Origin of the sequence: Ohtaekwangia kribbensis (genome assembly GCF_042676245.1) — a bacterium.
Taxonomy (GTDB): domain Bacteria; phylum Bacteroidota; class Bacteroidia; order Cytophagales; family Cyclobacteriaceae; genus Ohtaekwangia; species Ohtaekwangia kribbensis.
This window is the reverse complement of record NZ_JBHTKA010000001.1, coordinates 623719-648686: the sequence shown is the minus strand read 5'-3', so window position 1 is coordinate 648686 and position 24968 is coordinate 623719. Positions and strand designations below refer to the sequence as shown.

Genomic DNA, 24968 nt, shown 5'->3' with positions numbered 1-24968 from the left:
TGATTATACTTCCATTCTGTTCATGGAGGCAAGTACGAGTTTTATTTCTCCGTAACTATAGTCTTCGCCTAGTGCTTCTTTTATAGGGGAGAGTGCCATGCCGCCTACGCGTTCTATCGTTTGTCGGATGGTTTGAAGTTTTTCCGGATCGATTACTTTATCGATGGGCAGTTGTCCGCGTTGAACGTAGAAAGCCAGGTGTGTCTCAATGGTTCCGGGACTAAGTCCGCGGAGTACAGCAATTTTTTCGACCGGGTTTCCTTGCTGAAATAACGTGAGACTTTGTTGCTTGGTATCGTTGTCGCGCTCTGGTTTATCTTTACGTATCCGCTTGGGTGCTTTCCGATGCATGCGTGAGGCAAGACCATTCGCCTGGCAATGATTGATTACCGCTTGCATAAACGTGTGTCCGTACTTTTCCACTTTCATTTGTCCGAAGCCGTTGATGTTTCGTACGTCATCTATACTATGCGGCATATAGGCAGCGAGTTCCTGAAGTGTAGCATCCGAGAGAACAATGTAGGCTGGTACATTTTCGTCTTCAGCCAGTTGCCTCCGCAGGGCACGCAGCTTGTCAAAGAGTTCAGTATCGTACTCTATGGTCTCAGAGGCTTCCTGCTTTTCTACGATGGCGCGCGATTGCGTAATCATTACACGCTCCATGCCTTTGAGTACGGCTATACTTTTCGTGGTAAGCTTTAACACCGGGTACGTACCTTCGGATTTGGCGAGATAACCCTGCGCTGTAATATCACGGATGATGCGGTTCCATTCTTCTTTACTCACATCACTTCCTATACCGAACGTTTTTAACTGTCGGTGATCATCGGGTATCTTGCTGCTGTTGGAGCCGCGGAGGAAATCAATAATATACCCTGCACCAAAGCGTTCCTGTAAACGCGATACAGCCGACAATACTTTCTGTGCTGCAATCGTACCATCGACACGCTCAACCTGTGCGAGACAAGAGTCGCAGTTGCCGCAGTAATCGTCAGCCGGTTCATCGAAGTAATTCAGCAAATATTTTCTTCGACACGATGACAAGTCACCATACATCGCCATCTGGTCGAGCTTGCGAAAGGCAATATTCGTCTGCTCCTGGTTTCCTTCTACCTCAGCAAAGTATTTCAGTTTCGTTACGTCACCATACGAATAAAACATCAGCGCTTCGCTATCCAGACCATCTCTTCCGGCACGACCAGTTTCTTGGTAATAGCTTTCTATATTTTTAGGCAGGTCCATATGCACCACATAGCGCACGTTCGATTTATCGATACCCATACCAAAGGCAATCGTGGCAACCATGATCTTTACTTCATCACGCAAAAACATTTCCTGGTGTCGTGCACGTTGTTCGCGTTCCAGGCCGGCATGATAGGGGAGAGCATCAAATCCATTTGCCTTTAAATTACTGGCGAGTGTTTCCGTTGACGCCCGCGAAAGACAGTATATAATACCCGATTCATTCTTACGCTTCGTCAAGAAATCATATAGTTTATCCGTAGCACCTGCCTTCGGTTCAACGGTATAGCGAATGTTCGCGCGATTGAAGCTGGATATAAATATAGCCGGCTCTTTCAGCGCCAGTTTGTCGACTATATCTCTTCGCGTAAGATTGTCCGCAGTAGCGGTGAGTGCAATTACCGGTACCGCGGGGAGCGCGCGCTTCAGGTGGGCAAGCATCAGGTACTCCGGACGAAAGTCATGTCCCCAATGCGAGATACAATGCGCTTCGTCAATGGCAATGAGACAAACATGAAGCGAAAGTATAGTATTGAAAAACGGAGTAGGCGTAAATTTCGCAGACTGATTTTTCGGCAAAGCCGCAGTCTCTTCCTGTCGCAGTAATTTTTCAGGAGCCAGGTATAGCAATTTCAGTTCTTTCGAACGCGCCTTATCAAGAATCGCTTCCTGTTCAAATGACGATTGTGTTGAATTCAGGTAGGCGGCTTGTATACCGTTGAGACGCAAGGCATCGACCTGGTCTTTCATAAGTGCGATCAGTGGTGAGATAACAATCGTGAGACCATCCAGCATGAGCGCGGGCACCTGGTAACACAGCGATTTACCTCCGCCCGTGGGCATGAGCACGAACGTATCCTTCTTTTGCAATACACTTTGAATAATATTTTCCTGCTCAAGCCGGAAGGAAGAGTATCCAAAATGCGTTTGGAGAACTTGCAAGGGTGACATATCTAAATAAAATCTAATAACGGTTAAAAATAGGAGGGTCATCATACAACGGGGATTGCAAGTTAATATTCTCCAAACATAATATCCTTATAATGTACCCAGCGGTTTTCAGCGCGCGCCAGTACAGTAATGCGGTCGCAGAGAAAATGCTGACTGTACGAAAAATCTTTCAGGTACGGCCAGGCTTTCAGAAAATCCTCCGGTGTTAATTTCTTGGCAATGGTAATGTGTGGCGTATACCCGGATTCTTCCTTGATCAGCTTCTCGAAAATATCACGCACCGGGTACTTGTTCACAATATCCATATATATAGTACGGTTTGAGCCGTTATAAAATACATTCAGGTTCTTAATGAAGACGTTGAACGGTTTGAACTGCGCAGCTTTGGCCTCTACATGACGCACAATATCATCCACATGCGTGTCGCTATATTTGAAGAGTGAAATGTGTGCTTTGGAATACCGGTCACCAAATTCGTGGCCGATCAGATAGTGTACATCGTCTTTCAATACCGATACATCACTCATGATGTGACGCGGAGGCGCAATGATAAAGAATAATTCTTTTACCGGGCTGCTGATCTTTAGTGCTGATGTTCTTCTCATAACCTTAAAATTTTTTTATTCCGTAACTGCTATATATTTTTTTATCTACATTCTTCCTTTCAGCCGGTTGTTGTTTCTCCCGCACGGCTTCTTACTTGTTGTTTTTTACTTCTTACTTCCGGCTTCTTACTTTTAAAACCTACTTCCCCTTAAACATATTCATCTCCATCCGCACGCGCCTGCTCACATCGAGCGTTGTGGCGCGAACCACTTTCTCAACACCGTGTCTATGCTTGATATAGTCAATCGCTTCATAGAGGTTGATGCTTTCTGCGGTATCATCAAACAAACTGATCTGGTGATTGCCATGTACAAGACCGCTCAGCCGAACGCCCACCAACCGGATCAGCATTCTTCTATTATAGAGTTTATCAAACAACTGCGTTACCGTGCGTAGCAATACATGGTCAGACGATGTATAGGGTATATGTACCTGCTTTGTTTCGGTATCGAAGTTGGAGTAGCGTATCTTTACCGTTACGCATGAAGTAAGTTTCATCTGACTACGCAACTGGAAGGACACCTTTTCCACCATCGCGATGAGAATGGATTTCAGTCGCTTTACATCAATGGTATCTTCATCAAAAGTACTTTCTGTTGAAATAGACTTCTGCTCACTATAGGGAACCACCGGAGAGTCATCTATACCCTGTGCTTTGTTCCACAGCGATATTCCATTTTTACCAAACGCGCTCACCAGGAACTTCACCGGCATTTCGCGAAGCGTGGCAATGGTGCGCACGCCCATATCATAGAGAAAGGTAGTGGTCTGTTTTCCTACCATTGGAATTTTATCCACCGTGAGCGGATCGAGAAATTGTCGTTCCGTGCCCGGCTCTATATATTTATTAGCGTTGGGTTTATATTCACCCGTGGCGACTTTTGATATAAGTTTATTAACCGAAAGTCCCATCGATATGGTAAGGCCACTCTCTTTAATAATTTTGTGGCGCAGTTCGGTGGCCCATTTATAAGCACCGAAATATTTATCCATGCCACTCGCATCAATATAGAATTCATCGATCGATGCTTTCTCAAAAGCAGGCGCAGCCTCTTCAATCATCTCGGTTATTTCATGCGAGGCTTTACTATAAGACTCCATATCGCCCGAGATAACTTTAGCATCGGGACACAATTGCAACGCGAGGTACATCGGCATGGCCGAGTGCACACCAAACTGGCGCGCTTCATAACTGCAGGCAGCCACCACACCTCTGCGACTGCTTCCGCCTACTATTAAAGGCAAACCCTGCAGGCGCGGATTGTTCTTGCGCTCAACCGCCACAAAGAAAGCGTCCAGATCAAGATGTATGATGTTCCGTTCCATGACGCTAAATAACTAAAAATATTAGTTAGATGTTTTTCTTTTCGACTAATTATTTTAGATTTGTGTCATCATTGAGAACAAAAAGGGAGTTAAACTGATTTTGCCATTCAGACTTATAAAACTCAATGAAACGTTGTGTGTAGTTTGCCTGAACCTCTCTCGCAGGGTTATGCGAGAGAGGCCTTCAGGGTTGTTTGTAAAACGAAGTCGATCGTATTAGCAGCGTGTTGTTTTTTCAGATAAACTATATCTGGGGAAACTCGATTTTTGTTTATTCAAATCGTACTTTGTAAATCGTAAACTTGTACCTTATATATAATGGCAACTGTTAATAAAAATCTGAAGTTCCTTCGTACACAGAAAGGACTTACACAAAAACAACTTGCAGAAAAGCTCGGCTTGAAGCAAGCCGCCATTGGCGCCTATGAAGAAGAGCGTGCAACCCCTCCGTTGTCTTCGCTGCTCGATATAACCAAGATATTCAATGTTAACCTGGATGCACTGGTTAGTCAGGACCTAAGCAAGGTATCAGAGAAGGATCGTAAAGCTGCTCCGTCAAAAGGTAAAGAAGTACTCGCGATAACCGTTGACTCCAATAATAAAGAGAACGTAGAGCTCGTATCGCAGAAAGCTTCTGCCGGATATTTGGGCGGTTACCAGGATCCTGAATTTGTAAAAGATCTTCCCAAGATAAGTTTACCCGTACTACCGCGAAATAAAACCTATCGTGCTTTCGAGATACAGGGCGACTCGATGTTACCTGTACAACCCGGAAGTATAATTTTTGGAGAGTATGTTGAAGATGTAGGCGATATCAAAAACGGTAAGCTATATATACTGGTAACCAAACAGGATGGTATAGTCTTTAAACGCGTTTTTAATTTTGCCGATGACGAAGGGAAGTTGCTTGCAGTATCCGACAACCGCCAGTACCAGCCTTTCTCCGTCACTGCCGATGATGTATTGGAAATATGGGCAGCGAAAGCATTTTTCTCTAACCAGTTTCCGGAAGGTAACGGAGGTAATCAGTCGGTATCCGATCAGCTGGCATTGCAGATTGTGAAGCTTCAGCAGGAATTGCAGGGAAAGAAAAAGTGAATGCTTAACCGTTATCCGTTAATGGTTGTCCGTTAATCGTAGAGTGAGACGGATGCTGTGTTAATGGATTTGAAAAAGATATATACTCTTTTTAGAACTATAGATATAGACACGCAAGCTCTTGTCGGAGTGCGGAATGTTATGCTGTGAGTTTTTTTACTTTAAACTCAGTGAACCTCTGTGTCTCCTCCGTGTCCTTTGTGCCATTGGATTTATATACACGTTATTAAAAATGCCCCAGTCGTCCAGTTGCTTCTCGAGACAAAACTTCGAGAAAGTTCATGCCTATATAACAAGTCATACCGATTCCGCAGGACATAGTTCCGTTACCATAGAAGGCTATGCCATAACTATTATCGATGCCGATCGTCTGGCCTTCAAAAAAGACAACTATACCTTCGGACAAGTCCACAAACAGAAAGGAATTATAGCCCTGACGAAACGCCAGCAGGATCGGGAGCGGCATGTGCGTGCGATCGAGCAGGCTTTCTGTGCTTTGGTGGAGGCCGTTAGTGGTTAGGGTATAGGAGGCGTTTTTGCTTTTAAGAGGGTAGGGGTTCCTTTCAGAGAGATATAATCCAGGGCCACAAAGTTCTCGAAGAAGACACAGAGTTCTCAGAGAAATTTGTATTAACCTTTGTGAAACTTCGTGTCTTTCTTTGTGTTCTTCGTGCAATGGGATTTTCAATGCACCCTCTTCATTACCCACCGCTTACTATTGAGTTGATCCGGTTGGTTGTAGAGTTTTCTTTTCACCACAACGAATTCATATATAGCGCCCTTCTTGAGTGAACTGCTATAAACAGAGTCCGCTTGAAGCCTGATAACGTTGTTCTCTTTTTGCCACGTTCCATATACCCAACTCGGCAGACTCGATGACGCCATATAGTGAACAAACCTGCCGTTATCAGTTAATGCCAAGGTCTCCATCCAGGCCGTTGTAGGTACATTTCGCAAATGCCAATACCATCGTGTAAACCTGGAGCCGATCTGATCATGCCGCATATAGTACTCCACCAACTTTGGTTTTTCCTGCGCGAAAGACAAGTTTGTGATAGACGCCAGTATTCCGATGATGATTAATCTTTTCATCTGCGTTTGTGTTCAAAACGACTGAAACCTGATACCCCTAATTTAAGAACATTATACCTATAACGATTTATGAACGCATATATTTCAAGCGGATTTGTTCAATTTTAAGGCACATCTCTTAATTAATAATTTTCATCAGTCGTATCAGCATATACACTAATGTCTCAAAGCAAAGTATACCAATTGTAATTGAATTTGGTTTATCGATATATATTTTGTGTCTCAGGTGCTTGCGTATATCAAAAAGTTTGTTACCTTCATACTCAAGAAGCCCATCTGGTTTCGCTTGTGAAAATAAGCGAAATAAGATGGGCTTTTTATGTCTTATATAAATCCGACCTATGGAGATATAATTTATTATCGTCCAAACAGGGTCAGGGATCAATATCTTCATTCAATAATTAGTTGGCCTCCTTGTAAAAAAGGAGGATGTCCTGCTTTTGCTGGAAAAAAAATAATTCGGTACCGAGCACGGATAATTTTTAGGAGTTTAGTTGTTAACCTAATCAAACTTTTTCTATGAAAACAAAGATTCAGCTAGCACTTATTTTGTTTTTACAATTGGTTCAAATAGATCTGCTCGGCCAGAATTTTTATGAAGTAATATGGAAGGATGTGAACCAGGATATTCTTTACACCGGATTACTTATTTACTATAGTGATGATGACGCACTAATGCGTGTTAAGTACAATAACCAACAAGGAATTTACATTGTTGCAGAATTTGAATGTAAAGGGAAGTACATTACTATGAACAATGGTGATCAGAAGTATATACTTGATGGTATAGATGCAAAAGTAGTTTATAGCTCTGATGGCAATATGGCTGACAAGGCATATAATGCAGATAATTTTTATTTTACAAAAGTAACTGACCAGGGATTTGATAAGTTGTATACAATTGATGATCAATATTTACAAAGGAGTAATCGTTCTTCTTTTTTAAGAGAAGTTAGAAGCTGGAAAGAGCTTGATCCCAAGCAATTTACAAGTGAGTATGTTTACAATTTTTTTAACAACGATGAATACTATTACACGGCACTTTTAAAATATAATACACCCGTGGAGGTTCCAACTGGAGAGAGTACTCTTCACCTAATTTTGGTTTCTAATACACAAGTTCCAGATATCCGGTTGAGCTGCGCTGTAGATGAGAACACTGTTATAAATGAATTGGAAAACATTTCGCAAGAGCTGAAAATAGGATTTAGCAGAAAAGTGATTTCTGGAATAGCTTTTAGTAAGGATGCAGTTGAAACAGCCTTAGAGGAACTTCAGCCACTTTCGAATGATATAGTAATTTTTGTGTACTCCGGACACGGATTTAGGTGGAGAAATCAAAATAGCGCATATCCAACAATGGCTCTTAAGTACTTACGAACAGAGACGTTATCACAAAATAATACTATGAGCCTTGAATCTGTATATCATAATATTGTAGCTAAAGGGGCTCGATTGAACATAATAATTGGTGATTGTTGTAATAGTGAACTTGGAGCTACCAATCGTAACGGATTGATCTCACTTGCATCTAGGAATATGAGTCAGGGAAGTATTCAAAGATTGAAGTCTCTGTTTCTTGATACCAGATCAAATGTTATAGCTGCTGCTGCCAGAAGTGGGGAAACATCCTGTGGCAGTTCAGTTGACGGTGGGTACTTTATAAGTAGTTTTTTCCAGTCAATAGATAAGGAGGTCAGTTATTTGGGTGGTCAGACTCCCACATGGAGGAATATAGTTACAAGAGCGATTAACTCTGCAAATTATAAAACGCAAAATTTGAGTGGTTGTGAGCCTCAGAATGGAATTTACGCTGTTAATTAATCAATATGAAAAAAGAGAATGGTATAGCTTTCCTATTGTTGATTTTATCCTTTTGTGTGACTCCATCAAAAAATGACAAATCCAATGAAAGAACAATAGCATTGTACGCGGTTGCACCAGAAGCGGTAGCTATGGATACAGAAGACAAAAATTATAAATATATACAAGGCTATAAAATTGATGTTGAATACGTGCTGACTTTGGAAAATAAGAAATTGCTTATAGACACTATTGAATCAGATAGTATTTATTCAAAAGATTCTAATAGCAAAAGATGTCCGCACTATGCGCAGTATGCAATTAATTACGGAGGTGATTCCTTTGTGATAAGTGTCGCCCCGTGCTCAAAAATATTGGTTTTCAAAAAGGACAGTGTCAGTGAACCCCAATTGATCGACTTGATAAATAATAATAAACTGGAACGTGTTATTGCTAATATCTCTTCAAGTGCAACTAAATGAACTATAAATACAATGGATCAATGTAATACTGTAAAATTATGGTTATAAAATCTATTTCTACGATTCGGCTATTTTTATTGCTGCATTTCTTGTTGACTTCTCTACATGGACATAGTCAGATTTTGAAGTCAATAGGTAAGACATTTGGAAGTATAGTCGATACCGGTGTTAAGATTACCACAGCACCCTATCAAAGTATTGTCAATACATCTCAAGTTGTGACAGGTCAGGCAAATGCCAACACTATATTTGAGCCCTATAAACAGCTGGGACAGTCAGCAGGAACGGCTGTTATTGATGCAGCGGAATTGGCTAATAGACCTCAAAACTTTATTTACCAACAAGCTCTATCTTTTTCAAGTACTTTTGGCGAGCCTGGTAAGTTTGTTTTTGATGTGGGTACTTTTACTACTCAATTGTATTCGCAATTAGGAACATCTAGTGCTTATACGGTTGGAAATATTTTGAAAAACCAGAATCCATTTCAAATCCTTGCAGCTCCTTTGGCAGGTGCTATTAGGGCTGCTAGAGAAAGACATATTGGAAGCGCTCGACCATTGCCTCAAAATATAAAACAACTACTTGCTCCGCACTTTTCTTCTGAAGTATTAGACAGAGTGCGATACACTGTGGGGAGTGTTGAAATCACTTTGCCTCAGTTTATTGGTCGAGGACAGAAGTATATGGGAAATGAATATGCGGTAGTTGTGGATGATATTATAGTTTTTAATAATGAACCCCCAGTAAATTTAACTTTTTGGTGGGCTCATGAAATTACACATGTAGAGCAATATAAAAATTGGGGTGTTGAAGTCTTTGCCTATAAGTATATGAAAGATCTTGGGAGTTCAATTGAAGCCGAAGCAGACAATAAAGCTTATAAAATAACGAGCGATGGAAACAGCATGGGATTTTCCGCATTGAAATCCGTTCTGAATTCGACAACTATCATTACAGGAAATAATATTGTAAGTGAAATATATGTTGCTCAGTGCTTTTTTCCGAATGATGCAAGTCCAGTCTATTACCTTGTAACTAATTACGGCAAAATTGTCGCTATTGATCCATTAAATGGTGCATGGATTCAAGTGGGAGCATGTACTCCTCCAAAAGATAATATAGCGATGTGGACCTATTGGACTCCCAATATTGAGTATGCAGTTACTCCTCAGGGAGGGATATTTACCTTTGATCCTATATTTTTCAATAACGGAAATTTCTCCCATTATCAACCGAGACAAATCGGTCACGTGGTTAATTTACAGGTCATTAAGCATTGAGAGATGATTTCATGATTAGGCAAAGGCATATCTATGGTTAGCGACTTCGCACTTCCTAGACTTGATTGCTGAGGTATAGTCGCATATTGCATGGTAACAAAAGTTATTGTCTTACTCACCAAATAATTCTTTTAAGTTTTTCAGTCATACTATAAGAGGTGCCATCGCGGAGGATTGTAAATTTATTTTCTCGGTGCGATCGGGGTATATAATTAGTATCTGAGCTCTCGTGTCGGTATCGGTTTTTTTACGATTAAACTTGGGTAGATTATTTAGTTCGTTTAGAAAACTGTTAACTTCCTTGCGTCCGTTTAAGGTTCTTACTTTTTTCCTGCCATCAAACCGCTGCTCAAATTCTGAGCATGGAACAGTTGTCCTTGTCGCGGTGGTCATGTTAACGGATGTTATTTCGATTATAGGTGTCGATGTTCTTGGTTGAAAGCCTAGCAAAAGAAACACAATGGTTATAAAGCTCGTCATATAGTTGTACAATATAATTTATTCAGATTTCTCAGATAATCTCAAAAACATCGGTCATGGGTTTAATCACTAGCTCTAATGCAAACACTGAAACTCATCTTAACACAGACGGGTTGTCCATTTAGTTTGCCGGGCTTCCACTGTGGAAACGTTTTAAGCTGGTCAATGATCTTTTGCTTGCATTCTCCTTCCAACGGACGGACGTCAATGTTTGCCATGTTTCCTGTGCGGTCGATTGTCCAGGTTATTATCCGTATCTGATCGCATTTTTTGCCAACCGTTAAGTGCTTCACTAAATATGACAGCGGATCTATAGTTGATGTTGCAAATTCGGGCATCTCGTCTACAATCGTATATACAGAATCACACGGTGTTGTTTGCCCGTAAGTTATTGCATGCGTCCAAGGGCATATCAAGAGGAGCAAGAGGAATGCGCGGGCTATCATGGAGGAAATATAGCTGGATATTCGAATCCTTGAGCGGGCGTAGAAAGAAATATTGATGTAGAATCCATTACTTTGAACGACTATTCAATCAGGGGATTCCGCACAGCATGTACTATATTTCATAGTACAAGCGTGTCAGCGAAATGACGATCTATTGTTCTGGTGTGCCATAGCACAATTTGTCTGAACTGATGAAAAAGAACATCAAGCGCACGTCATGCCGCCACTGCTAACTTAATCGGGAGATGAATGGACCTATGCGGCATCCCCGCGCGGGCAATCTTAATCAGTGTGCGTTGCAGTTGTTAGGGGGTATGAAGATATTCGGGCGGCTGAGATTACTTTTTACTATCCGGTTTTAATGCACATTCTGAAACTCATCTTTACGCAGACTGGTTTTCCGTTTAGTCTGCCGGGTTTCCACCGGGGAAACGCCTTAAGCTGTTCAATGATCTTTTGCCTGCATTGTCCTTCCAGAGAGGGAGCGTCAATATTAATCATGTTTCCGGTACGATCGATAGTCCAGGTTAATATCTTCATCTCATCGAGACCGCAGCTGCCGAACTGTAAATGCTTTGCAAAATATAACATCAAGTCGAAATCTTCCTTTCCAAACTTAGGCATTTCATCTACTACACTATATGCAGAATCGCAAGGTGTTGTTTGGCCGTAAGATGTTACTTGCATCAAAGGGCATATTAAGAGGAGTAGGAGCAATGTGCGAGCCATGATTGTTGAAATATAGTTGGATATTTATAGCGGAAGAATGTTGTAACAAAAATTAATTTATATATATTATCAGAGTAGAGCCCATCTATCGCTTCGGAAGAAGTGGTGGATGGGCTTTTGTTTATTTGTATTGTGTTCATCAAGCAGGTACTATTTGAATCCTTTTAGAATTATTTCGGAAACAATATTGATGCGTTCGGAAGAAATATAGTATCGTTCGGAAAAATTTGATAAGCGGTTTTAGTAGGATAGTTCATCTTTATAAAAACAACGAAGAACTAAATTAACCATACTGACATGTATACATTTAATAAATCTGATTTATATTATAGTGATTATGCATGGCGTACAACTGAAGGTGACAGTGCTAAAGTAACCGGATTTCCGGATAGTGTTTTATTGAATCGACATGAAGGGTATGAAGTTGTATACTTCATTAACAGATTTGTGAATGGTCAAGCTTCATGGAAGGATGAATCAAATCAGAGAAAGAAGGAGCTAGGCTCCAAGATTGAAAAAATGATTCATGATTATTTGCCCGGTGATATCCGATCGCATCAGAAGGTCCATGAATGGGTTGTTGAGAACTGGACGAAATATTGATTACAAGATAACTACTTTGTGGCAGGCAGGTTCTGTTCGAAAAAATGTGTTTTTTATATTGTTGTTGTATAAAAAAGTATGAACAAATATAAGGTTGGTGATATTGTGTATCGACACTGCCTAAAAAAGTGTGTAAGCGTCTAAGCAACTGCGTAAAGGGATTATATTTTGCACCGCTCTCCGAAGATGTTGATAAATTGATTCACCACCAAACTCCAGTTGCGTACGGGCAGCGTCCATCTTCTGGTTATTTCTCGTAGGGCCAGGTAAACTGATTTCAGTACCGAAGCATCATCGGGGAAGGACATCTTTGTTTTAGTATACTTCCTGATTTTGCCATTGAGGTTTTCAATGATGTTGGTGGTATAGATCATCGTTCTGATCTCCAATGGAAAATCGAAGAAGTGCGATAGCTCCTGCCAGTTGGCTTTCCAGGATCGAATGGCATGCGGATATTTCTTGCCCCAGGTATCTTCCAATTTCTCTAAAGCAGTCCACGCAAGATCTTTGTTGGCAGCAGTATATATAGGCTTCAGGTCAGCAGCAAATTGTTTTTTGTCTTTCCATACTACATAACGCGATGCGTTTCGGATTTGATGGACTACGCATATCTGTGTTATGGATTGAGGAAAGATACTGACGATAGCTTCTGTGAAGCCCTTTAAATTGTCGGTGCTGGTGATAAGTATATCTTCGACTCCCCGAGACTTTAAATCAGTCAACACACTCATCCAGAAGGATGCACTCTCACTTTCTCCCAACCACATACCGAGTACATCTTTATGACCTTCAGCGTTGAGGCCAACAGCCAGGTAAATGGTTTTATTAATCACCTTTCCGTTCTGCCTTACTTTGAAAACCATACCATCCATCCAAACCACAAAATATACCGAGGCTAACGGACGACTCTGCCATTCGGTAATGTGAGATTGTACTTTAGCGGTTATGTTAGATATCGTAGCATCTGAAATGGTATAGCCATAGAGGTCACGAATCTGAAGCTCTATATCTCGTACACTCATACCCCGTGCGTAGAGGGAGATAACAATTTCTTCAATACCTTCTACCGTACGGCTTCGCTTGGGAACAAGAACAGGCTCAAAAGTGCTATTACGATCGCGGGGGATCTCCAACTCGACTTCACCAAGTGTGGTTTTGACTTTCTTGTTGCTCTTGCCATTACGGGAGTTGCCAGTGTTGATACCTTCTGGAGAATGTTTGGTATAGCCTAGATGACTATCCAGTTCTCCTTCTATCATTTGTTCCATAGCACGAGCATATAGATTTTCCATGAAGGAATTAAGCTCTCCAGAGTCTTTGAACTGTTTGAGAAATTCAGGGGTAAGAACCTGATTGACGATGGGATTTTCTTCTCTTTTCTTTTTCATTGTAACTGTGTATTTAAAGGTAATGTTTTAAAACCATCGATTGACCTGGCTCTATAGCTTTTCAACTATAGACCACCTGTGGTCAATCGTACCTTTACACAGTTACTTAGACGCTACCTGTGTATCTCATTCATGATAGTGTTAAATATTTATTCATTATTTAGACGAAGACGTTGAATTCTTTCGAGCGAGTTAGTTATCTCTGTTTCGAGAGCTTCAGGAATGCCTAAATATCTACATATAAAATTCGTTGCTATTTCGGATGCGGTTCTCTTATTATTAGTCCTAAGTTGTTCTTTAATGAGTTCATATACTTCATTAATTGCTTCGTCTTCGCGCCTAATAATTAATGACTCTTTCAATGACTTAGGTTCAATCTTAAGCATTCCTCTACCGTAAGTTTTAGAATAGACTTCCAGAGAAAGTTGACCAATAATTGATAGTAAGCTTACTTCGATCCATTTTCGCTCCGTTTCTGAAATGTTCTTAAAGTATATTCGATGAACAGAATTTGTGCATTGAATTTTTAGATCATTTGTAAGTAAAAAAGGTGTGATGCCTATTCTATAAGGAAAAAAGGCATCGGGAATTTTTCCCACTTTAACAGCATACCAAGGATCTCTTCGAAGGGAATGTGCTCGCAAATGAAGTAACCCATTGCGCCCTTTTTGTATTAAACCTCTATAATTATTATAGTCTTTTTTATTTAAAACAATTAATCGCTTTAGATTTTGATCGCCATTGTTTAAAACCTCTGTAAATTCTTTTGTGGTACTTATGATGGGTATCAAATGTTTGGACTTGATACCTAATTCTTTCATTTCCGTTTTTGCCCTAATAAAGAAATCGTCAGCTCCGGTAACTACACCTATGAGAATACTTGCATACGTTCCTAATTTCTCAAATCCAAATTCACGTTCACATCTGTTTAGAATTTCAGTTAGATTATCCTCTCCAGAGTAGTGAACTTTATCTGAAATCCAATTATCAAGAGTTATATCTGAGTATAGTATATTCTCATGTATGTTCTTCGATGAACCTATTTGAATTGAGTTACATTCTTGGCCAAAATTACTCAACAATACAATAACTATCCGCTCCTGGGCTTTTTGAAAATATTCTTCTCCCAGGGTTTGTACTTTAATTGTTTCAAATTTTTTTGCTAGTAGCTTCCGTAACGGAGTTGCATAACCGGCTTGCAAAAATGACCATGGAAGTATCGCACTTATACCACTTCCTATGTGCAAATGTGAAAGGGCTTTAACTAAGAAATATGCCCACAAGTCAGCGGAGTTGTTAAGAATTCTTAGATCTGGTAAGTCTTTTCTGGCCCGTTGAATGGTCTCGTTTGTTAATCTATGATGACGCACATAAGGGGGATTCATCAAGATCAGGTTAAACTTGTTGTTACTGGAGTATCTGAAAAAATCAATCTTTTTTAAGTTGGCCTTAGGTAGATGCTTCAATAGGCCATTCACAGGTTTGATGTCACAACCAAATAGATGTAAGTCTTCGTTATAATTCGACTCTTTATATATTTTCTCGGCCGCTAATAAAAGAGACCCCTCGCCATAAGCGGGATCTAAGATTGACATGCCTGGAGTGAACTGAGTTGATTTGGCTAAATATTCTGCTAGGATGGGAGGAGTATAATATATACCATTGTCTCTTTCATGTGCCACTTCACCTGCCATAATTGAAATCTCTAATTAACGAATTGACTTTATGATCATGATTCACAAAGCCGTTTACTTTTAAGTAATAAGGACGTAGTAAAAAATCTTCGTTGAGTTTAATATGCTCACGCCATTTGCTGTCCTCAATTATATGTACAGTATCGGCTGTCCTGAATTCGCAAAAAACCATATCAAGAAGCAACGCTAGGTTCATCGGGGCGTAGTTGATTCTTGGTAATGACAGCCAGGGGTGTAAATGTCCTACATCTATACCTAGCGCAGCAAGTTGAGGTGATTGTTCTCCACCGTATTGTAAATGATAAACGGGTTTTGGTCGAGAATCTCCGGCTACTGGAAGCGCATAGTCAAAATGAAACTTCCTAATTATACTATAAGGAGGCGTATTTTTTTCACATATTGACAGTACGTACGAAGCCATGCTATATTGACTTCGAATGCCGGCTTCAATTACTATTCTGCGTTGTTGCTTTTCTATTTCAATATCAAAATCTACATGGAACTTAAAGTCTCGAATTAATAGTTCCTTATCTTTGTATCCTTTATATGCATGATATAAGCGATCAGCTATTGTTGTTAAGTTCCTAAATTTATTCACTAAGAACGTGTTGCTCGCTATTACATTCAAGGTTCTCAATTCGTTTCTAAAGAATTGCGGATATTTTGGGTGATCGGAATGTATGCTCATTCTGCAGGTTTCATTAATCTAATTTCCTCGAAGAATAACAAATCTTCGTAACTTGGATGTGATATCGTTTGATGTAATTTCATTGGTGCTCTTTTCGAACCTTTTGTTTCATCAATGAAAGCAACGGTCTCCGGATATTCTTCCCCAGTTACATAACATTGACTGTAATCTTTTTTCGAAATAGAGGGGAGTAAACGTCCTTTCTCCCAAGGCAAACCAAATTCTTTTACATTATCAGATAGTATTGACAATACTTCACTTTTCCACCAAACTTCATTGCTACTGTCTGAAAAAATTCCTGAATACTTTGCCTTGGCAAAGAGGTCTTCGACCTTACTAAAGCTATTTTCTTTTAACCCGAGAATTGTAGCAATCCACAATCTGTCATAAACAAATCCTGCGCGCGATATGAAGGTATTTCTAATCCAGTGTGAAATGTTCAGAAATAAACTATCGTCTCCGAAATTTTCTTTTAGTTCTTGAGGAAGAATTGTCATTAGGCGAACACGATCTTCATTGGGAGCTTTCATCAAAGACAGAATATCCATCACATTTTGTGGACGTTTATTCCGAAGTTTTTTGAATGATTTGGCTATAGATATTATAGTGGAGTAGTGGGAAGAAATTTTGGAGATGCTAAAAATGGCGTCATATAATGATCTCTTTTGAGAATCAACAGTGCTGATGTCTTCTGCAGTAATGCAAACAATGGGGCATTCGGGCCAAGTTTCTCTTATATAGGCCGCAAACGTTGAACCCTTCTTGAAAATACCTGTACTGATTTCTCTTAAATTGTGATCAATCAATATTAAATCCGGCTCTGCTTTTTTTAAGAGACTTTTAATTTCAACTTCATAGTCTTGACTCTTGACATCAATAAATTCTCCGCTAAGATTTGCTGCTTTTTTTAAGTTGTCGGACGAAGTGCGCCTACGAGGATCATCATCTATCCAGATAAATTTCAATTTACTCATGGTAATTTTATTACTAGTTCAGCATTCCAATCTTTTTGTGGCTTTACAAATTCTACAGTGCCATCGTGCGCATTGACAATCTCTTTCACAATCCCTAAGCCGAGTCCACTTCCAGTACCTACTATAAGATTATCCTCTGGGTTTAATCTACTATCTAAATTTTGATAAAGTTTGCCCTCGGGATCTGCTATAAATGGTATGAACACTTCTTCAAAACTTGATTCCTTTAATCCTAGACCTGTGTCTTTTATTGTAATGATATTATAGATACCATCCTTTACTGCGTTAATTTGAATTATTCGATTTCTGCCAGCAGCGATAACTGATTTAATACTATTTGAAAGAACATTGAGTAAAATTGAATAAAGCTCAGCTTCAAGAATTTTCTTAATCACTATATTAGCTGGCACTCCGCTGTAATCAATTGTTATCTCATATTTATTTGTTACTAGTTCAAATACTTTCTCAACTCTTGCTATTTTTTCTTTAAGTGCTATTTGACTAGGCTTAGATTTCCTATGGTCGGAACCAACTAGCGAAGTCAACTGTAACAATTCTTCTAATCTATCTTTTAGTTCTGAAAAACTTGCAGATATTTCGTTGACCTTCCTCTGATGTTTTGGGGAAGACATATTCTTTGCAATCAATGTGAGGGAATTTTTACTTTGCTCTAGAAGACCCAATAATGATTTTACTTCATGAGAAAATATTAAAAGTAAGGTTGAAGTAGATGCAACTAACCTCAGATGTGAAAGCTCAGCCTGATTAGATTCATTATGTTTTCGAATTGCTTCTGTGGCCTTAGTAAATGAGATTTCGATCTCTTTCGCTTCTTTTTCAGGCAGATGATCTATAATTGACCTCACATTATGTTCTAAAAAGCTAACAGCTTCAGTGACGACTTTGTCCGCATCAATTTTTTGATCGATAATGTTCTCGAATTCTCCTTTCGCTATCAAGAAATGTCTTTGCGATTCTTGCCTAATATAATAATCTCTTAAAATTGTTGACCAATCAATGGTAAATCGCACGAAATCTTTTAATTGGTCTACTGCAACGGAAGATAAGAAGCCTTCTCTATTTAATTTCATTTCAAATCCATCCGCTTCCTCCCCGATGTTGACGTTTCCAACGTAACTTCGCATAGAAAGTAAATTCAGTAGGGAACGCGATGGATCAACACCTCTAAGGGATTGAGCAAATGCAAATAATTCACTATTAGGATTCCCTTTCCTAAGTCCTCGATCCCTATCAATTTCTAGCCAATCATTATCACCATAAGGATATACTCTAAAATTTCTGTATCTAACTTGAACGCCTCCCCACTCAGGAAGTATTTTTTGCAAAGTTCCTTGAGACAAAACACCTGTATCTCTCATTTGATCACGTTGATCAACCATAATTGCAATCTCAAGCGAGATATCTCTGAGAGCTGAAAATTTTTGACTCGAAGTAATTGTCTTTCTACCAATGCCGAGTGCATTTAATTCGCAGACAGCCTGGTGTTTTTTATTAATATATGCCGTTAGAGTCCCCCAACCAGCATTCATTAAATCATCTCTTAGATCTCTTATACCACCTTCGAAATCAGGGGCTATTAACTTGACATTGAAACCAGGATCTTCTTTAAATCCCTCTCTCTTAACTCCTCTATTAGCGGCAAGGACTGCAAGTTGCCTTTTAAGCCAATTAAGTCCCCTATGTGACCATTCTTCTGAAATGCCACTTATTATTAAAGTGGTACCAGTAATTTCTCCATTCTTAAATGTTTGGTCACCTTTACATTTTATGTCAGTAACGTCAGTTCCTGGCTCAAACTCCATCCACGGAAATTCAACCTCAGTATATTCGATTTTAGATTGTTTGCCAACTGTCTTACCATTTGCTGTTCCTTTTGTTATTAAAGTAAGGCGATTGCCAAGTCTCCTACAGCAAAATCTACCGATTCCCTTGGCACCCGTCAATGGACGCCCAAATACAGTAGAAACTTTTCTGTCTTCTTTGTTCGAGGTTGCTATTCTCATCCAATAGTCCTTTACGGAGGTATGGCTCATACCTGTGCCATTATCAATGACCTTTATTATGGTTGCACCATTATCATTTGTTGTAAAAATTATTTCTACTTCTGTTGCATCCGCGTCATAACAGTTTTTTACTAGCTCTACCAATGCCAAATGCACTGTCTCAACTAATTTCTCACCAAGCTCTCTAAGCAAGGCACTGTCAACTGAAAAGCGTAAGAATGCCATATAAACTTTTGTCAGTGCAAAATTTAATTCTAATCTCTTTTAGTAGAAATCAACAACTCTCTAATATCCACATCCAAAATCGCAGCTATCTTTTTTAAATCTTTCAAGTGAGGCTGAGTTTTGTTATTACACATCGCAGTCATGGCTGTAGTGCTTACTCCAAGCTCATCGGCTAGCCATTTTTGAGTTCTCTTTTGGAAGAAAAGAACTTCCTTTATCCTGTTTATTTCGTCTATCGGTTCTTCCATTTCCTTGAAAATAACCCAAGAAAGTGGAATTGTGCAAGTCTAGCTTATCTATCTAAAAGTTATACTTCCAGTTATATAAGATTTAATTAAAGTATTTCTTGACTTTGTGTAAGTGTGTCTTACTTTTGTGTAAGTATTACTTATATATCAAGGTCAATAAAATATTTTCAAGTTATGGTTAAACATGATGAGCATTTCTATCTGCAACGCACCGTTACATTGCCAAAAACCACCAAGCTAACCGATGAAGCTATTCAATACCTCGATGACATTTTCGATTACTCCTCACCGGAAGAGTATCGCGAAACGTTGATTGAAGTATACCAGGTATATATTATGCATGAGCATCAATCGCTTCCGCAGGAGTTTGAGCACATGGCAGCGCATCTATACTTTCTGATAAACTTCTTTAAAAAGATCAGCACGGAAATGAAAGGAGTGGAGCGCTCAACGGTTAGTGATAGCGAGCCTCACACGTAAAAAACAGATATACTATATATACCTAAAGCCGTAACGCTGCCTTACCGAAACCCTCGCAATAGGGATAGAAGCGGAAAGCCCGAAGCGGGTAGGGCATGTGTGCGGACGGACTTGCAGCGTATAGCCCGGACCTTCTACGTGTTTACGTTGGTACGTGTTTATGTTGGTACGTTGGTGGAAGCGTGCTTACGTGGTTTAAGTTTTTAGAACGAACGTAAACACGTGCCAGCCTAAACACGTAAACACCACTTTGGCGTTCAATCCGAGTAAAGAGTCTATCAAACTGGCGTCACTGAACAAATTGCATGACGATGCGCACGCGGTGCTGGATTCGGTAAAGGCCGCTAAAACTGCATTCGACAATGCTACCAACGACCGCGAAACCAGTTTTGCACCGCTCAAGAAACTATCTACCAAAATAGTAAATGCGCTGGCCGCAACAGATGCCAGCAAACTAACGCTGGATGATGCGAGTTCTATAAACTTTAAAATACAGGGGAGGCGCAACGGTAAAAAGGTTGTTGCTGTTGCCGGCAAAGACGACACACCTCCGGAGCCTGCCGGTATATCGGTATCGCAACAGAGCTTTGATACACTCGTTGATAACTTCGCGAAGCTTACGCAGACTGTGGCCGCAGAAGCGCACTACACGCCCAATGAGAACGAGTTGCGGGTAACCACACCAAACAGCCTGCTGGCCGACTTGCGTGCCAGGAACAAAGCCGTAGTGGCCGCTATTACTTCGCTGAGTAACGCCCGCATAGCCCGCGATACGCTGCTACATGCCGCGAATACGGGCTTGTATGACACCGCGCAGTCGGTGAAGCAATATATTAAGTCGCTGTTTGACGCTACGAGCCCGCAATACAGGCAAGTGAGCGGTATAAAGTTTACGAGTCGCGCGTAGGTTGGTAATGTTACCGCTATACTTTTTAATGGACGGCAGATAAAGTATATACCTTGCGGGGAGTTTTCTATTTTTTGCAAGGTATTTTTTATAGGTAATACTGCATTCCATACAGTATACCAGGAGAAAGTTATTTCAGGCGAGCGAATGTATCAGAAAGCTCGATGTATTTATAGAATACGTCTTGTAACGTTTGCCGGTAGCAGTGGAAAGTATAGAGCGTGCAGCGGTATATAGCAAGGCGCGTGTTGCGAGTTTATAATTAGTCTCCGTGAGCCAACAGACCGCAATTGTTTTTCTCGGCTATATCAAAGAGTTTTACCAGTTGCTGAACATCGGCATCTCGGCTCATGTTTTTCTTCTGGATGGTTTGTCGCATTTGTTGGATCAGGTCCGTGCCCCAGCGAAAGGTAGAGTATATATCAAACCGGTCGGCTATGATACCTTTTTGCTGGAGGTTCTCAACTATAGTTTCATCAAGCTCACCGGCCAAGGGGAGGATGCTAGCTTTATCAGGTCTGGGTTGATCGTCTGGTATAATGTATAGATGGAGCATAACTAAAACTTTATATTTACTGCGCGGCTATTTTTAATTAGTGAGATCTTCAATGAATGTCCATTTACTATAATCCATTCCACATGCTTTAATTGCGTCTTTAGCAAAATCAACTGCCGGCTTATCAATAGTAAAATCTATTTCGTAAATATTTTCCAACAAGTTCTCCAGGGCGATGTCCCACTCATTGTGTTCGATTAGATCTCGGGCTTCTTTTGTGAATCTGTGTATCAGTTCTTTTTCAGTCTGTTGATATCCATTAACAATTCTATCGGTAGCCTTTTGTTGCAGGTACTCTATATGTTGAAGAAAATTCAATGTCTTTATTTTAGCTTTCGATTCGAACATGTGAATTGTAATCGTTAAATCTTTACATATTTTTTCATGCAAGAATCATTGATGACTGGTGCTGAAATCTTATTTGTTTTTGGTAGGTAATTGTTCGTTCTCGTTATAGACAGCCTTTAGCCTCGCAGCGTTTTGTTCAACGGTTAAATCGAAACCCATTTCCTTTCTGCGCTTATTTACATTCCTGGCATCTTCAATAGGCCAGACCGCGAGCTTCTTGTCTTCGCGGAAAGTTGAAGCCTGCGATCCATAGATTTGCTTTTTACCTTTCCACATCAGCAGTCTGTCTTCCATCATGGCACAGGCGGTCTTATCAGCTTCACCGATGCTGGCGAGTCTTTTAAATTCAGGAAACCATTTTTCCATTAACGCTATATCTGAATGCTGCACGATATAGAAAAAACCTTCAGCCGCTTTTTTGCCAATCTTGCTTTGTTCGATCCATCCATATTTATCAAGAATAACGTTCAGCTTTACCTGGTTATCAGCATCAATGTTTTGCATCTGCTTTATATACGTGCCGGCATGCGGAGAATCAAGTCCAACGGAGTCGATCAGAATTCTGCGGATGTTCTGGTCTTTGTAAACCATTTCTTCCAACACGATTCGAAGGGAATCGTAGTTAGGTTTGTGCGTAGTTTGGCGGGTAGCCTGTCCGTAGCATGACAGGGATGTTATTAGTATTACGATCGAAAGTAGTTGTTTCATGTAGCTATTGTTAATACTTGCTTTTTAACGATTAGGAATATACACGTTGTTACCTCGATTGTAAAGATGTTTTGATATGAAGTTTAGTTTAATTACGGACTGTGTAATTTTGTCCTCCGCAGAGGTCTCCCGCTTCGGGGACTCTGTCGGAAGCAAGCTAGAGGAGGACACGAAGTACTTACTTAGGTGGTTCGAGATTTCTGTCGGCATGCGGAGTCCTCTGCGAGAGACTCCGCTCGGACACAGGAGTTACAGTGATAATATCGTGGAGATGATTTATATTCTAAGAAGCATAACTCACCGTTCGGAAGCAAGCTATAGGATAGGCGGCACTTACTTAGGTTGTTGGAGATTTTCTGTAGGCACGCGGAGTCCTCTGCGAGAGACTCCGCTAGGACTGCCTTGTTTCTATCCCATATAAAGTGCCTATATTAAAATGAAACTATATCTTCTCCAATAACTTTTTTATCTCTTCAATTGATTCCGGCAATTCGTTCTGAAGATAATACTCGCAGAATAGACTTATAGTGGCATCTTCATATTTCTCTTTGGAGTCCAACGTATTCACAATATTAATGGTACGGAGATATAGTGACTCCAATCGGTAGATCACTCTGTTAGTATCAGGATGGAAAGTAGTAGTTTCATATGTGACTATAGTTATTCGTTTAACGATGATACCTATATTCCTCGGAACAATTGCTTTGTGTGAATATATCTAATGATGAGATGTATTCCTTGAATGGAGATGCTTAAATATTAATTTTAGTTTTAACTGGTCGAGGAGATTCTTTCAACGTGTAGTTGTTAGTTCTGGCTATTCGCTTTTTTCTCCATGATGTCGAGGAAATACTTTTCGTCAAAGATTATTTTCTCTCCTTTTAATCTTTTGAACTCGTTAAAGATTGTTAAAAGCGATGTGTAGTTCCAATTGAAAGTTCGGTTAATATCAACTGATTGACCTGGTGAGCTCAGTGTAAAATAATAACCGATTTTGGTGCCGCCTCTGCCTTCAGACGTGATTTCGATTCGCGAGTTCCTGATTTCGAACTCTTTGTGCCAATGTGTATTTATACTGGCGCCTCCGATGATAATCTTGTCCTCGGTAAATTTAACTTCATTGACAAAAGTCCAGGCACTGACTATAGATATGACTGCCTGAGTTACACTAAACCCTAAAATTATAATTCCGCAGAATAGAAACGTGTTGTTACTGGCGAAATATCCATAAAGAACAATCAGCGTTATTACGATGAATGGACCGATGAACTTTTTTCTAACTCTGCTCCAAAAGGGTATATATGGTATTGTTAACGTCATGTTTTTAATATTTCAGGGCTTTAGTCTAACGTTACGTTTAATACCAGTGATGGCCGCAATGTCGACATACTTTAGATTGTGGTCTTCGCGTGAGCCTTCCGCATTACGTCTCCGCAGAGTCTCCCGCTTCGGGGACTCTGTCGGAAGCAAGCTATAGGATAGGCGGCACTTACTTAGGTTGTTGGAGATTTTTCTGTAGGCACGCGGAGTCCTCTGCGAGAGACTCCACTCGGAGTGTAGGATGATAGGATACACAATATAGTTTGATTAAGGGGTATTAATAATTTTGATGAACTCATCCTTATTGCTGGGTGGAGGTGGTCCTTCACATATCATTATCAAATTTGATTTAAAATCGCTGACAAGTTTATTGATAAACAAGTCATTACGCTTAGATGAAATACTGATGCCTAACGTTAACGTATTGTCATGATTAAAGAATATCATGCCCATCAAGATTTCGGTTGTGAAAGGAGGTCTAAGATAGAATCTGAAGTACCCCTTACCACCTTGTGACATGAATTCGATCATTTCGTCCATGTTATCAGTTTCGAATTGATTTCCTGAATGTGACGGAAATGGTGGATATTCAAAGTAATCAGCTACTGGTAAAAAGCCTTTTAAATAGTTACTTCGAAATAGGTCAATATCCTTTCTGGCGAAGCTTTCCAGTAGAATGTAGATTTCATTTTTCATTCTATATCTTAACTAATAGAATACAAATTTACGTCTCCGCAGAGTCTCCCGCTTCGGGGACTCTGTCGGAAGCAAGCTATAGGATAGGCGGCACTTACTTAGGTTGTTGGAGATTTTCTGTAGGCACGCGGAGTCCTCTGCGAGAGACTCCGCTCGGACTGTTAGTTTAATGGAGATTCCCCATGTGCTTTTTATAAATCGAAAGTGGTGTGTTAATGGCATGCGATGATACTATATTTTATCTCCGCAGAGAATCTATTGCATTATAGCGTAAGTAATGGTGAATGCAAAAACACCAATTACGATTATATGTCCTACGAAGCCTATCCAGAACAATAAAGGTCTTTGTTTTCCTATTTCACCAATTCCAACTATGAGTCCGGCAATACTAATTCCAAAGGCAATTGTTGTTGTTACCGCTAAACGTATTTTGTTTGTTCCCAATTCTAGGGAATCCCAGAACGTTGCAGTTAGGATAGTTCCCAATAGAATCGCTCCGCTAAATAAAAAGAGTTTAAATGTTCTTGATTTCATTTTCTTTAATGCTTTTATGTCGGAAGCTCGCTATTAATGG

Annotated in this window: 25 protein-coding genes; 8 read left to right on the top strand and 17 right to left on the bottom strand. The window is 40.0% G+C overall.

The window, feature by feature from the left end; translation table 11 throughout:
* Positions 1-3 precede the first annotated feature (3 nt).
* The 3 genes from recQ to dinB all read right to left on the bottom strand — a co-directional run bounded on the left by recQ (position 4) and on the right by dinB (position 4125).
* Complete coding sequence (gene recQ, locus ACFQ21_RS02720; protein WP_377574485.1) at positions 4-2193, bottom strand: DNA helicase RecQ; 2190 nt, start codon at positions 2191-2193, stop codon at positions 4-6.
* Positions 2194-2255: 62 nt separating this feature from the next.
* Complete coding sequence (locus ACFQ21_RS02715; protein ID WP_377574482.1) at positions 2256-2798, bottom strand: 2'-5' RNA ligase family protein; 543 nt, start codon at positions 2796-2798, stop codon at positions 2256-2258.
* A 139-nt stretch (positions 2799-2937) separates the two neighbouring features.
* On the bottom strand, positions 2938-4125 hold the full coding sequence (dinB, locus tag ACFQ21_RS02710; RefSeq protein WP_377574479.1) for a DNA polymerase IV: 1188 nt from the start codon (positions 4123-4125) through the stop codon (positions 2938-2940).
* A 318-nt stretch (positions 4126-4443) separates the two neighbouring features.
* On the opposite strand from dinB, the gene ACFQ21_RS02705 reads away from it, so the two are divergent.
* Positions 4444-5223 (top strand): XRE family transcriptional regulator, encoded by a 780-nt coding sequence (locus ACFQ21_RS02705; RefSeq protein ID WP_377574476.1) that lies wholly within the window; start codon positions 4444-4446, stop codon positions 5221-5223.
* Between the two features lie 232 nt (positions 5224-5455).
* Positions 5456-5743 carry a hypothetical protein gene (locus ACFQ21_RS02700; RefSeq protein ID WP_377574474.1) on the top strand — a complete coding sequence of 96 codons (288 nt, stop codon included), beginning with the start codon at positions 5456-5458 and terminating at the stop codon, positions 5741-5743.
* Between the two features lie 164 nt (positions 5744-5907).
* On the opposite strand, the gene ACFQ21_RS02695 is transcribed toward ACFQ21_RS02700, so the two are convergent.
* On the bottom strand, positions 5908-6315 hold the full coding sequence (locus ACFQ21_RS02695; protein ID WP_377574471.1) for a hypothetical protein: 408 nt from the start codon (positions 6313-6315) through the stop codon (positions 5908-5910).
* Between the two features lie 519 nt (positions 6316-6834).
* Here ACFQ21_RS02695 and ACFQ21_RS02690 point away from each other — a divergent pair.
* Genes ACFQ21_RS02690 through ACFQ21_RS02680 form a run of 3 tightly spaced genes read left to right on the top strand, consistent with a single transcriptional unit; the run spans position 6835 to position 9880 of the window.
* On the top strand, positions 6835-8139 hold the full coding sequence (locus ACFQ21_RS02690; RefSeq protein ID WP_377574468.1) for a caspase family protein: 1305 nt from the start codon (positions 6835-6837) through the stop codon (positions 8137-8139).
* Between the two features lie 5 nt (positions 8140-8144).
* Entirely contained in the window at positions 8145-8600 is a 456-nt protein-coding gene (locus ACFQ21_RS02685) for a hypothetical protein (RefSeq protein ID WP_377574465.1), read from the top strand.
* A gap of 38 nt (positions 8601-8638) precedes the next feature.
* Complete coding sequence (locus ACFQ21_RS02680; protein ID WP_377574463.1) at positions 8639-9880, top strand: hypothetical protein; 1242 nt, start codon at positions 8639-8641, stop codon at positions 9878-9880.
* Positions 9881-11154: 1274 nt separating this feature from the next.
* Here ACFQ21_RS02680 and ACFQ21_RS02675 read toward each other — a convergent pair.
* Positions 11155-11493, bottom strand: a complete 339-nt coding sequence (locus ACFQ21_RS02675; protein ID WP_377574460.1) for a hypothetical protein — start codon at positions 11491-11493, stop codon at positions 11155-11157.
* A gap of 339 nt (positions 11494-11832) precedes the next feature.
* On the opposite strand from ACFQ21_RS02675, the gene ACFQ21_RS02670 reads away from it, so the two are divergent.
* Entirely contained in the window at positions 11833-12138 is a 306-nt protein-coding gene (locus ACFQ21_RS02670) for a hypothetical protein (protein ID WP_377574458.1), read from the top strand.
* Positions 12139-12299: 161 nt separating this feature from the next.
* On the opposite strand, the gene ACFQ21_RS02665 is transcribed toward ACFQ21_RS02670, so the two are convergent.
* From ACFQ21_RS02665 to ACFQ21_RS02640, 6 genes are all read right to left on the bottom strand, one after another.
* Complete coding sequence (locus tag ACFQ21_RS02665) at positions 12300-13526, bottom strand: IS256 family transposase (RefSeq protein ID WP_377574455.1); 1227 nt, start codon at positions 13524-13526, stop codon at positions 12300-12302.
* Between the two features lie 149 nt (positions 13527-13675).
* Positions 13676-15220, bottom strand: a complete 1545-nt coding sequence (locus tag ACFQ21_RS02660) for an HsdM family class I SAM-dependent methyltransferase (RefSeq protein WP_377574452.1) — start codon at positions 15218-15220, stop codon at positions 13676-13678.
* Positions 15210-15908 (bottom strand): hypothetical protein, encoded by a 699-nt coding sequence (locus ACFQ21_RS02655; protein ID WP_377574449.1) that lies wholly within the window; start codon positions 15906-15908, stop codon positions 15210-15212. Before ACFQ21_RS02655 ends, ACFQ21_RS02660 begins: the two co-directional genes overlap by 11 nt.
* Positions 15905-16882, bottom strand: a complete 978-nt coding sequence (locus ACFQ21_RS02650) for a hypothetical protein (protein ID WP_377574446.1) — start codon at positions 16880-16882, stop codon at positions 15905-15907. Before ACFQ21_RS02650 ends, ACFQ21_RS02655 begins: the two co-directional genes overlap by 4 nt.
* Positions 16879-19131, bottom strand: a complete 2253-nt coding sequence (locus ACFQ21_RS02645; protein ID WP_377574444.1) for a sensor histidine kinase — start codon at positions 19129-19131, stop codon at positions 16879-16881. Before ACFQ21_RS02645 ends, ACFQ21_RS02650 begins: the two co-directional genes overlap by 4 nt.
* 29 nt (positions 19132-19160) lie before the next feature.
* Positions 19161-19379: a helix-turn-helix transcriptional regulator gene (locus tag ACFQ21_RS02640; protein ID WP_377574441.1), complete on the bottom strand. Its 219-nt coding sequence runs from the start codon at positions 19377-19379 to the stop codon at positions 19161-19163.
* A gap of 174 nt (positions 19380-19553) precedes the next feature.
* On the opposite strand from ACFQ21_RS02640, the gene ACFQ21_RS02635 reads away from it, so the two are divergent.
* A complete protein-coding gene (locus ACFQ21_RS02635; RefSeq protein WP_377574437.1) occupies positions 19554-19859 on the top strand; it encodes a hypothetical protein in 306 nt (101 codons plus the stop codon).
* A gap of 250 nt (positions 19860-20109) precedes the next feature.
* On the top strand, positions 20110-20766 hold the full coding sequence (locus ACFQ21_RS02630) for a hypothetical protein (RefSeq protein WP_377574435.1): 657 nt from the start codon (positions 20110-20112) through the stop codon (positions 20764-20766).
* Positions 20767-21028: 262 nt separating this feature from the next.
* On the opposite strand, the gene ACFQ21_RS02625 is transcribed toward ACFQ21_RS02630, so the two are convergent.
* The 6 genes from ACFQ21_RS02625 to ACFQ21_RS02600 all read right to left on the bottom strand — a co-directional run bounded on the left by ACFQ21_RS02625 (position 21029) and on the right by ACFQ21_RS02600 (position 24928).
* Positions 21029-21322, bottom strand: coding sequence for a hypothetical protein (locus ACFQ21_RS02625; RefSeq protein WP_377574432.1), 294 nt, complete (start codon positions 21320-21322; stop codon positions 21029-21031).
* Between the two features lie 33 nt (positions 21323-21355).
* Complete coding sequence (locus tag ACFQ21_RS02620; RefSeq protein WP_377574430.1) at positions 21356-21670, bottom strand: MafI family immunity protein; 315 nt, start codon at positions 21668-21670, stop codon at positions 21356-21358.
* Positions 21671-21739: 69 nt separating this feature from the next.
* A complete protein-coding gene (locus ACFQ21_RS02615; RefSeq protein WP_377574427.1) occupies positions 21740-22378 on the bottom strand; it encodes a DUF6624 domain-containing protein in 639 nt (212 codons plus the stop codon).
* Between the two features lie 442 nt (positions 22379-22820).
* Complete coding sequence (locus ACFQ21_RS02610; protein ID WP_377574425.1) at positions 22821-22991, bottom strand: hypothetical protein; 171 nt, start codon at positions 22989-22991, stop codon at positions 22821-22823.
* Between the two features lie 194 nt (positions 22992-23185).
* Positions 23186-23698, bottom strand: coding sequence for a hypothetical protein (locus ACFQ21_RS02605; RefSeq protein WP_377574423.1), 513 nt, complete (start codon positions 23696-23698; stop codon positions 23186-23188).
* A gap of 951 nt (positions 23699-24649) precedes the next feature.
* On the bottom strand, positions 24650-24928 hold the full coding sequence (locus tag ACFQ21_RS02600) for a hypothetical protein (RefSeq protein WP_377574420.1): 279 nt from the start codon (positions 24926-24928) through the stop codon (positions 24650-24652).
* Positions 24929-24968: the final 40 nt, after the last annotated feature.

Bases quoted from the DNA above. Each gene is read 5' to 3' on its own strand.
- ACFQ21_RS02635 (WP_377574437.1), top strand. From the start codon at position 19,554: ATGGTTAAACATGATGAGCATTTCTATCTGCAACGCACCGTTACATTG.
- ACFQ21_RS02715 (WP_377574482.1), bottom strand. From the start codon at position 2,798: ATGAGAAGAACATCAGCACTAAAGATCAGCAGCCCGGTAAAAGAATTA.
- ACFQ21_RS02670 (WP_377574458.1), top strand. From the start codon at position 11,833: ATGTATACATTTAATAAATCTGATTTATATTATAGTGATTATGCATGG.
- dinB (WP_377574479.1), bottom strand. From the start codon at position 4,125: ATGGAACGGAACATCATACATCTTGATCTGGACGCTTTCTTTGTGGCG.
- ACFQ21_RS02600 (WP_377574420.1), bottom strand. From the start codon at position 24,928: ATGAAATCAAGAACATTTAAACTCTTTTTATTTAGCGGAGCGATTCTA.
- recQ (WP_377574485.1), bottom strand. From the start codon at position 2,193: ATGTCACCCTTGCAAGTTCTCCAAACGCATTTTGGATACTCTTCCTTC.
- ACFQ21_RS02655 (WP_377574449.1), bottom strand. From the start codon at position 15,908: ATGAGCATACATTCCGATCACCCAAAATATCCGCAATTCTTTAGAAAC.
- ACFQ21_RS02650 (WP_377574446.1), bottom strand. From the start codon at position 16,882: ATGAGTAAATTGAAATTTATCTGGATAGATGATGATCCTCGTAGGCGC.
- ACFQ21_RS02615 (WP_377574427.1), bottom strand. From the start codon at position 22,378: ATGAAACAACTACTTTCGATCGTAATACTAATAACATCCCTGTCATGC.
- ACFQ21_RS02665 (WP_377574455.1), bottom strand. From the start codon at position 13,526: ATGAAAAAGAAAAGAGAAGAAAATCCCATCGTCAATCAGGTTCTTACC.
- ACFQ21_RS02695 (WP_377574471.1), bottom strand. From the start codon at position 6,315: ATGAAAAGATTAATCATCATCGGAATACTGGCGTCTATCACAAACTTG.
- ACFQ21_RS02660 (WP_377574452.1), bottom strand. From the start codon at position 15,220: ATGGCAGGTGAAGTGGCACATGAAAGAGACAATGGTATATATTATACT.
- ACFQ21_RS02605 (WP_377574423.1), bottom strand. From the start codon at position 23,698: ATGACGTTAACAATACCATATATACCCTTTTGGAGCAGAGTTAGAAAA.
- ACFQ21_RS02645 (WP_377574444.1), bottom strand. From the start codon at position 19,131: ATGGCATTCTTACGCTTTTCAGTTGACAGTGCCTTGCTTAGAGAGCTT.
- ACFQ21_RS02685 (WP_377574465.1), top strand. From the start codon at position 8,145: ATGAAAAAAGAGAATGGTATAGCTTTCCTATTGTTGATTTTATCCTTT.
- ACFQ21_RS02700 (WP_377574474.1), top strand. From the start codon at position 5,456: ATGCCCCAGTCGTCCAGTTGCTTCTCGAGACAAAACTTCGAGAAAGTT.
- ACFQ21_RS02675 (WP_377574460.1), bottom strand. From the start codon at position 11,493: ATGCAAGTAACATCTTACGGCCAAACAACACCTTGCGATTCTGCATAT.
- ACFQ21_RS02705 (WP_377574476.1), top strand. From the start codon at position 4,444: ATGGCAACTGTTAATAAAAATCTGAAGTTCCTTCGTACACAGAAAGGA.
- ACFQ21_RS02680 (WP_377574463.1), top strand. From the start codon at position 8,639: ATGGTTATAAAATCTATTTCTACGATTCGGCTATTTTTATTGCTGCAT.
- ACFQ21_RS02625 (WP_377574432.1), bottom strand. From the start codon at position 21,322: ATGCTCCATCTATACATTATACCAGACGATCAACCCAGACCTGATAAA.
- ACFQ21_RS02620 (WP_377574430.1), bottom strand. From the start codon at position 21,670: ATGTTCGAATCGAAAGCTAAAATAAAGACATTGAATTTTCTTCAACAT.
- ACFQ21_RS02690 (WP_377574468.1), top strand. From the start codon at position 6,835: ATGAAAACAAAGATTCAGCTAGCACTTATTTTGTTTTTACAATTGGTT.
- ACFQ21_RS02640 (WP_377574441.1), bottom strand. From the start codon at position 19,379: ATGGAAGAACCGATAGACGAAATAAACAGGATAAAGGAAGTTCTTTTC.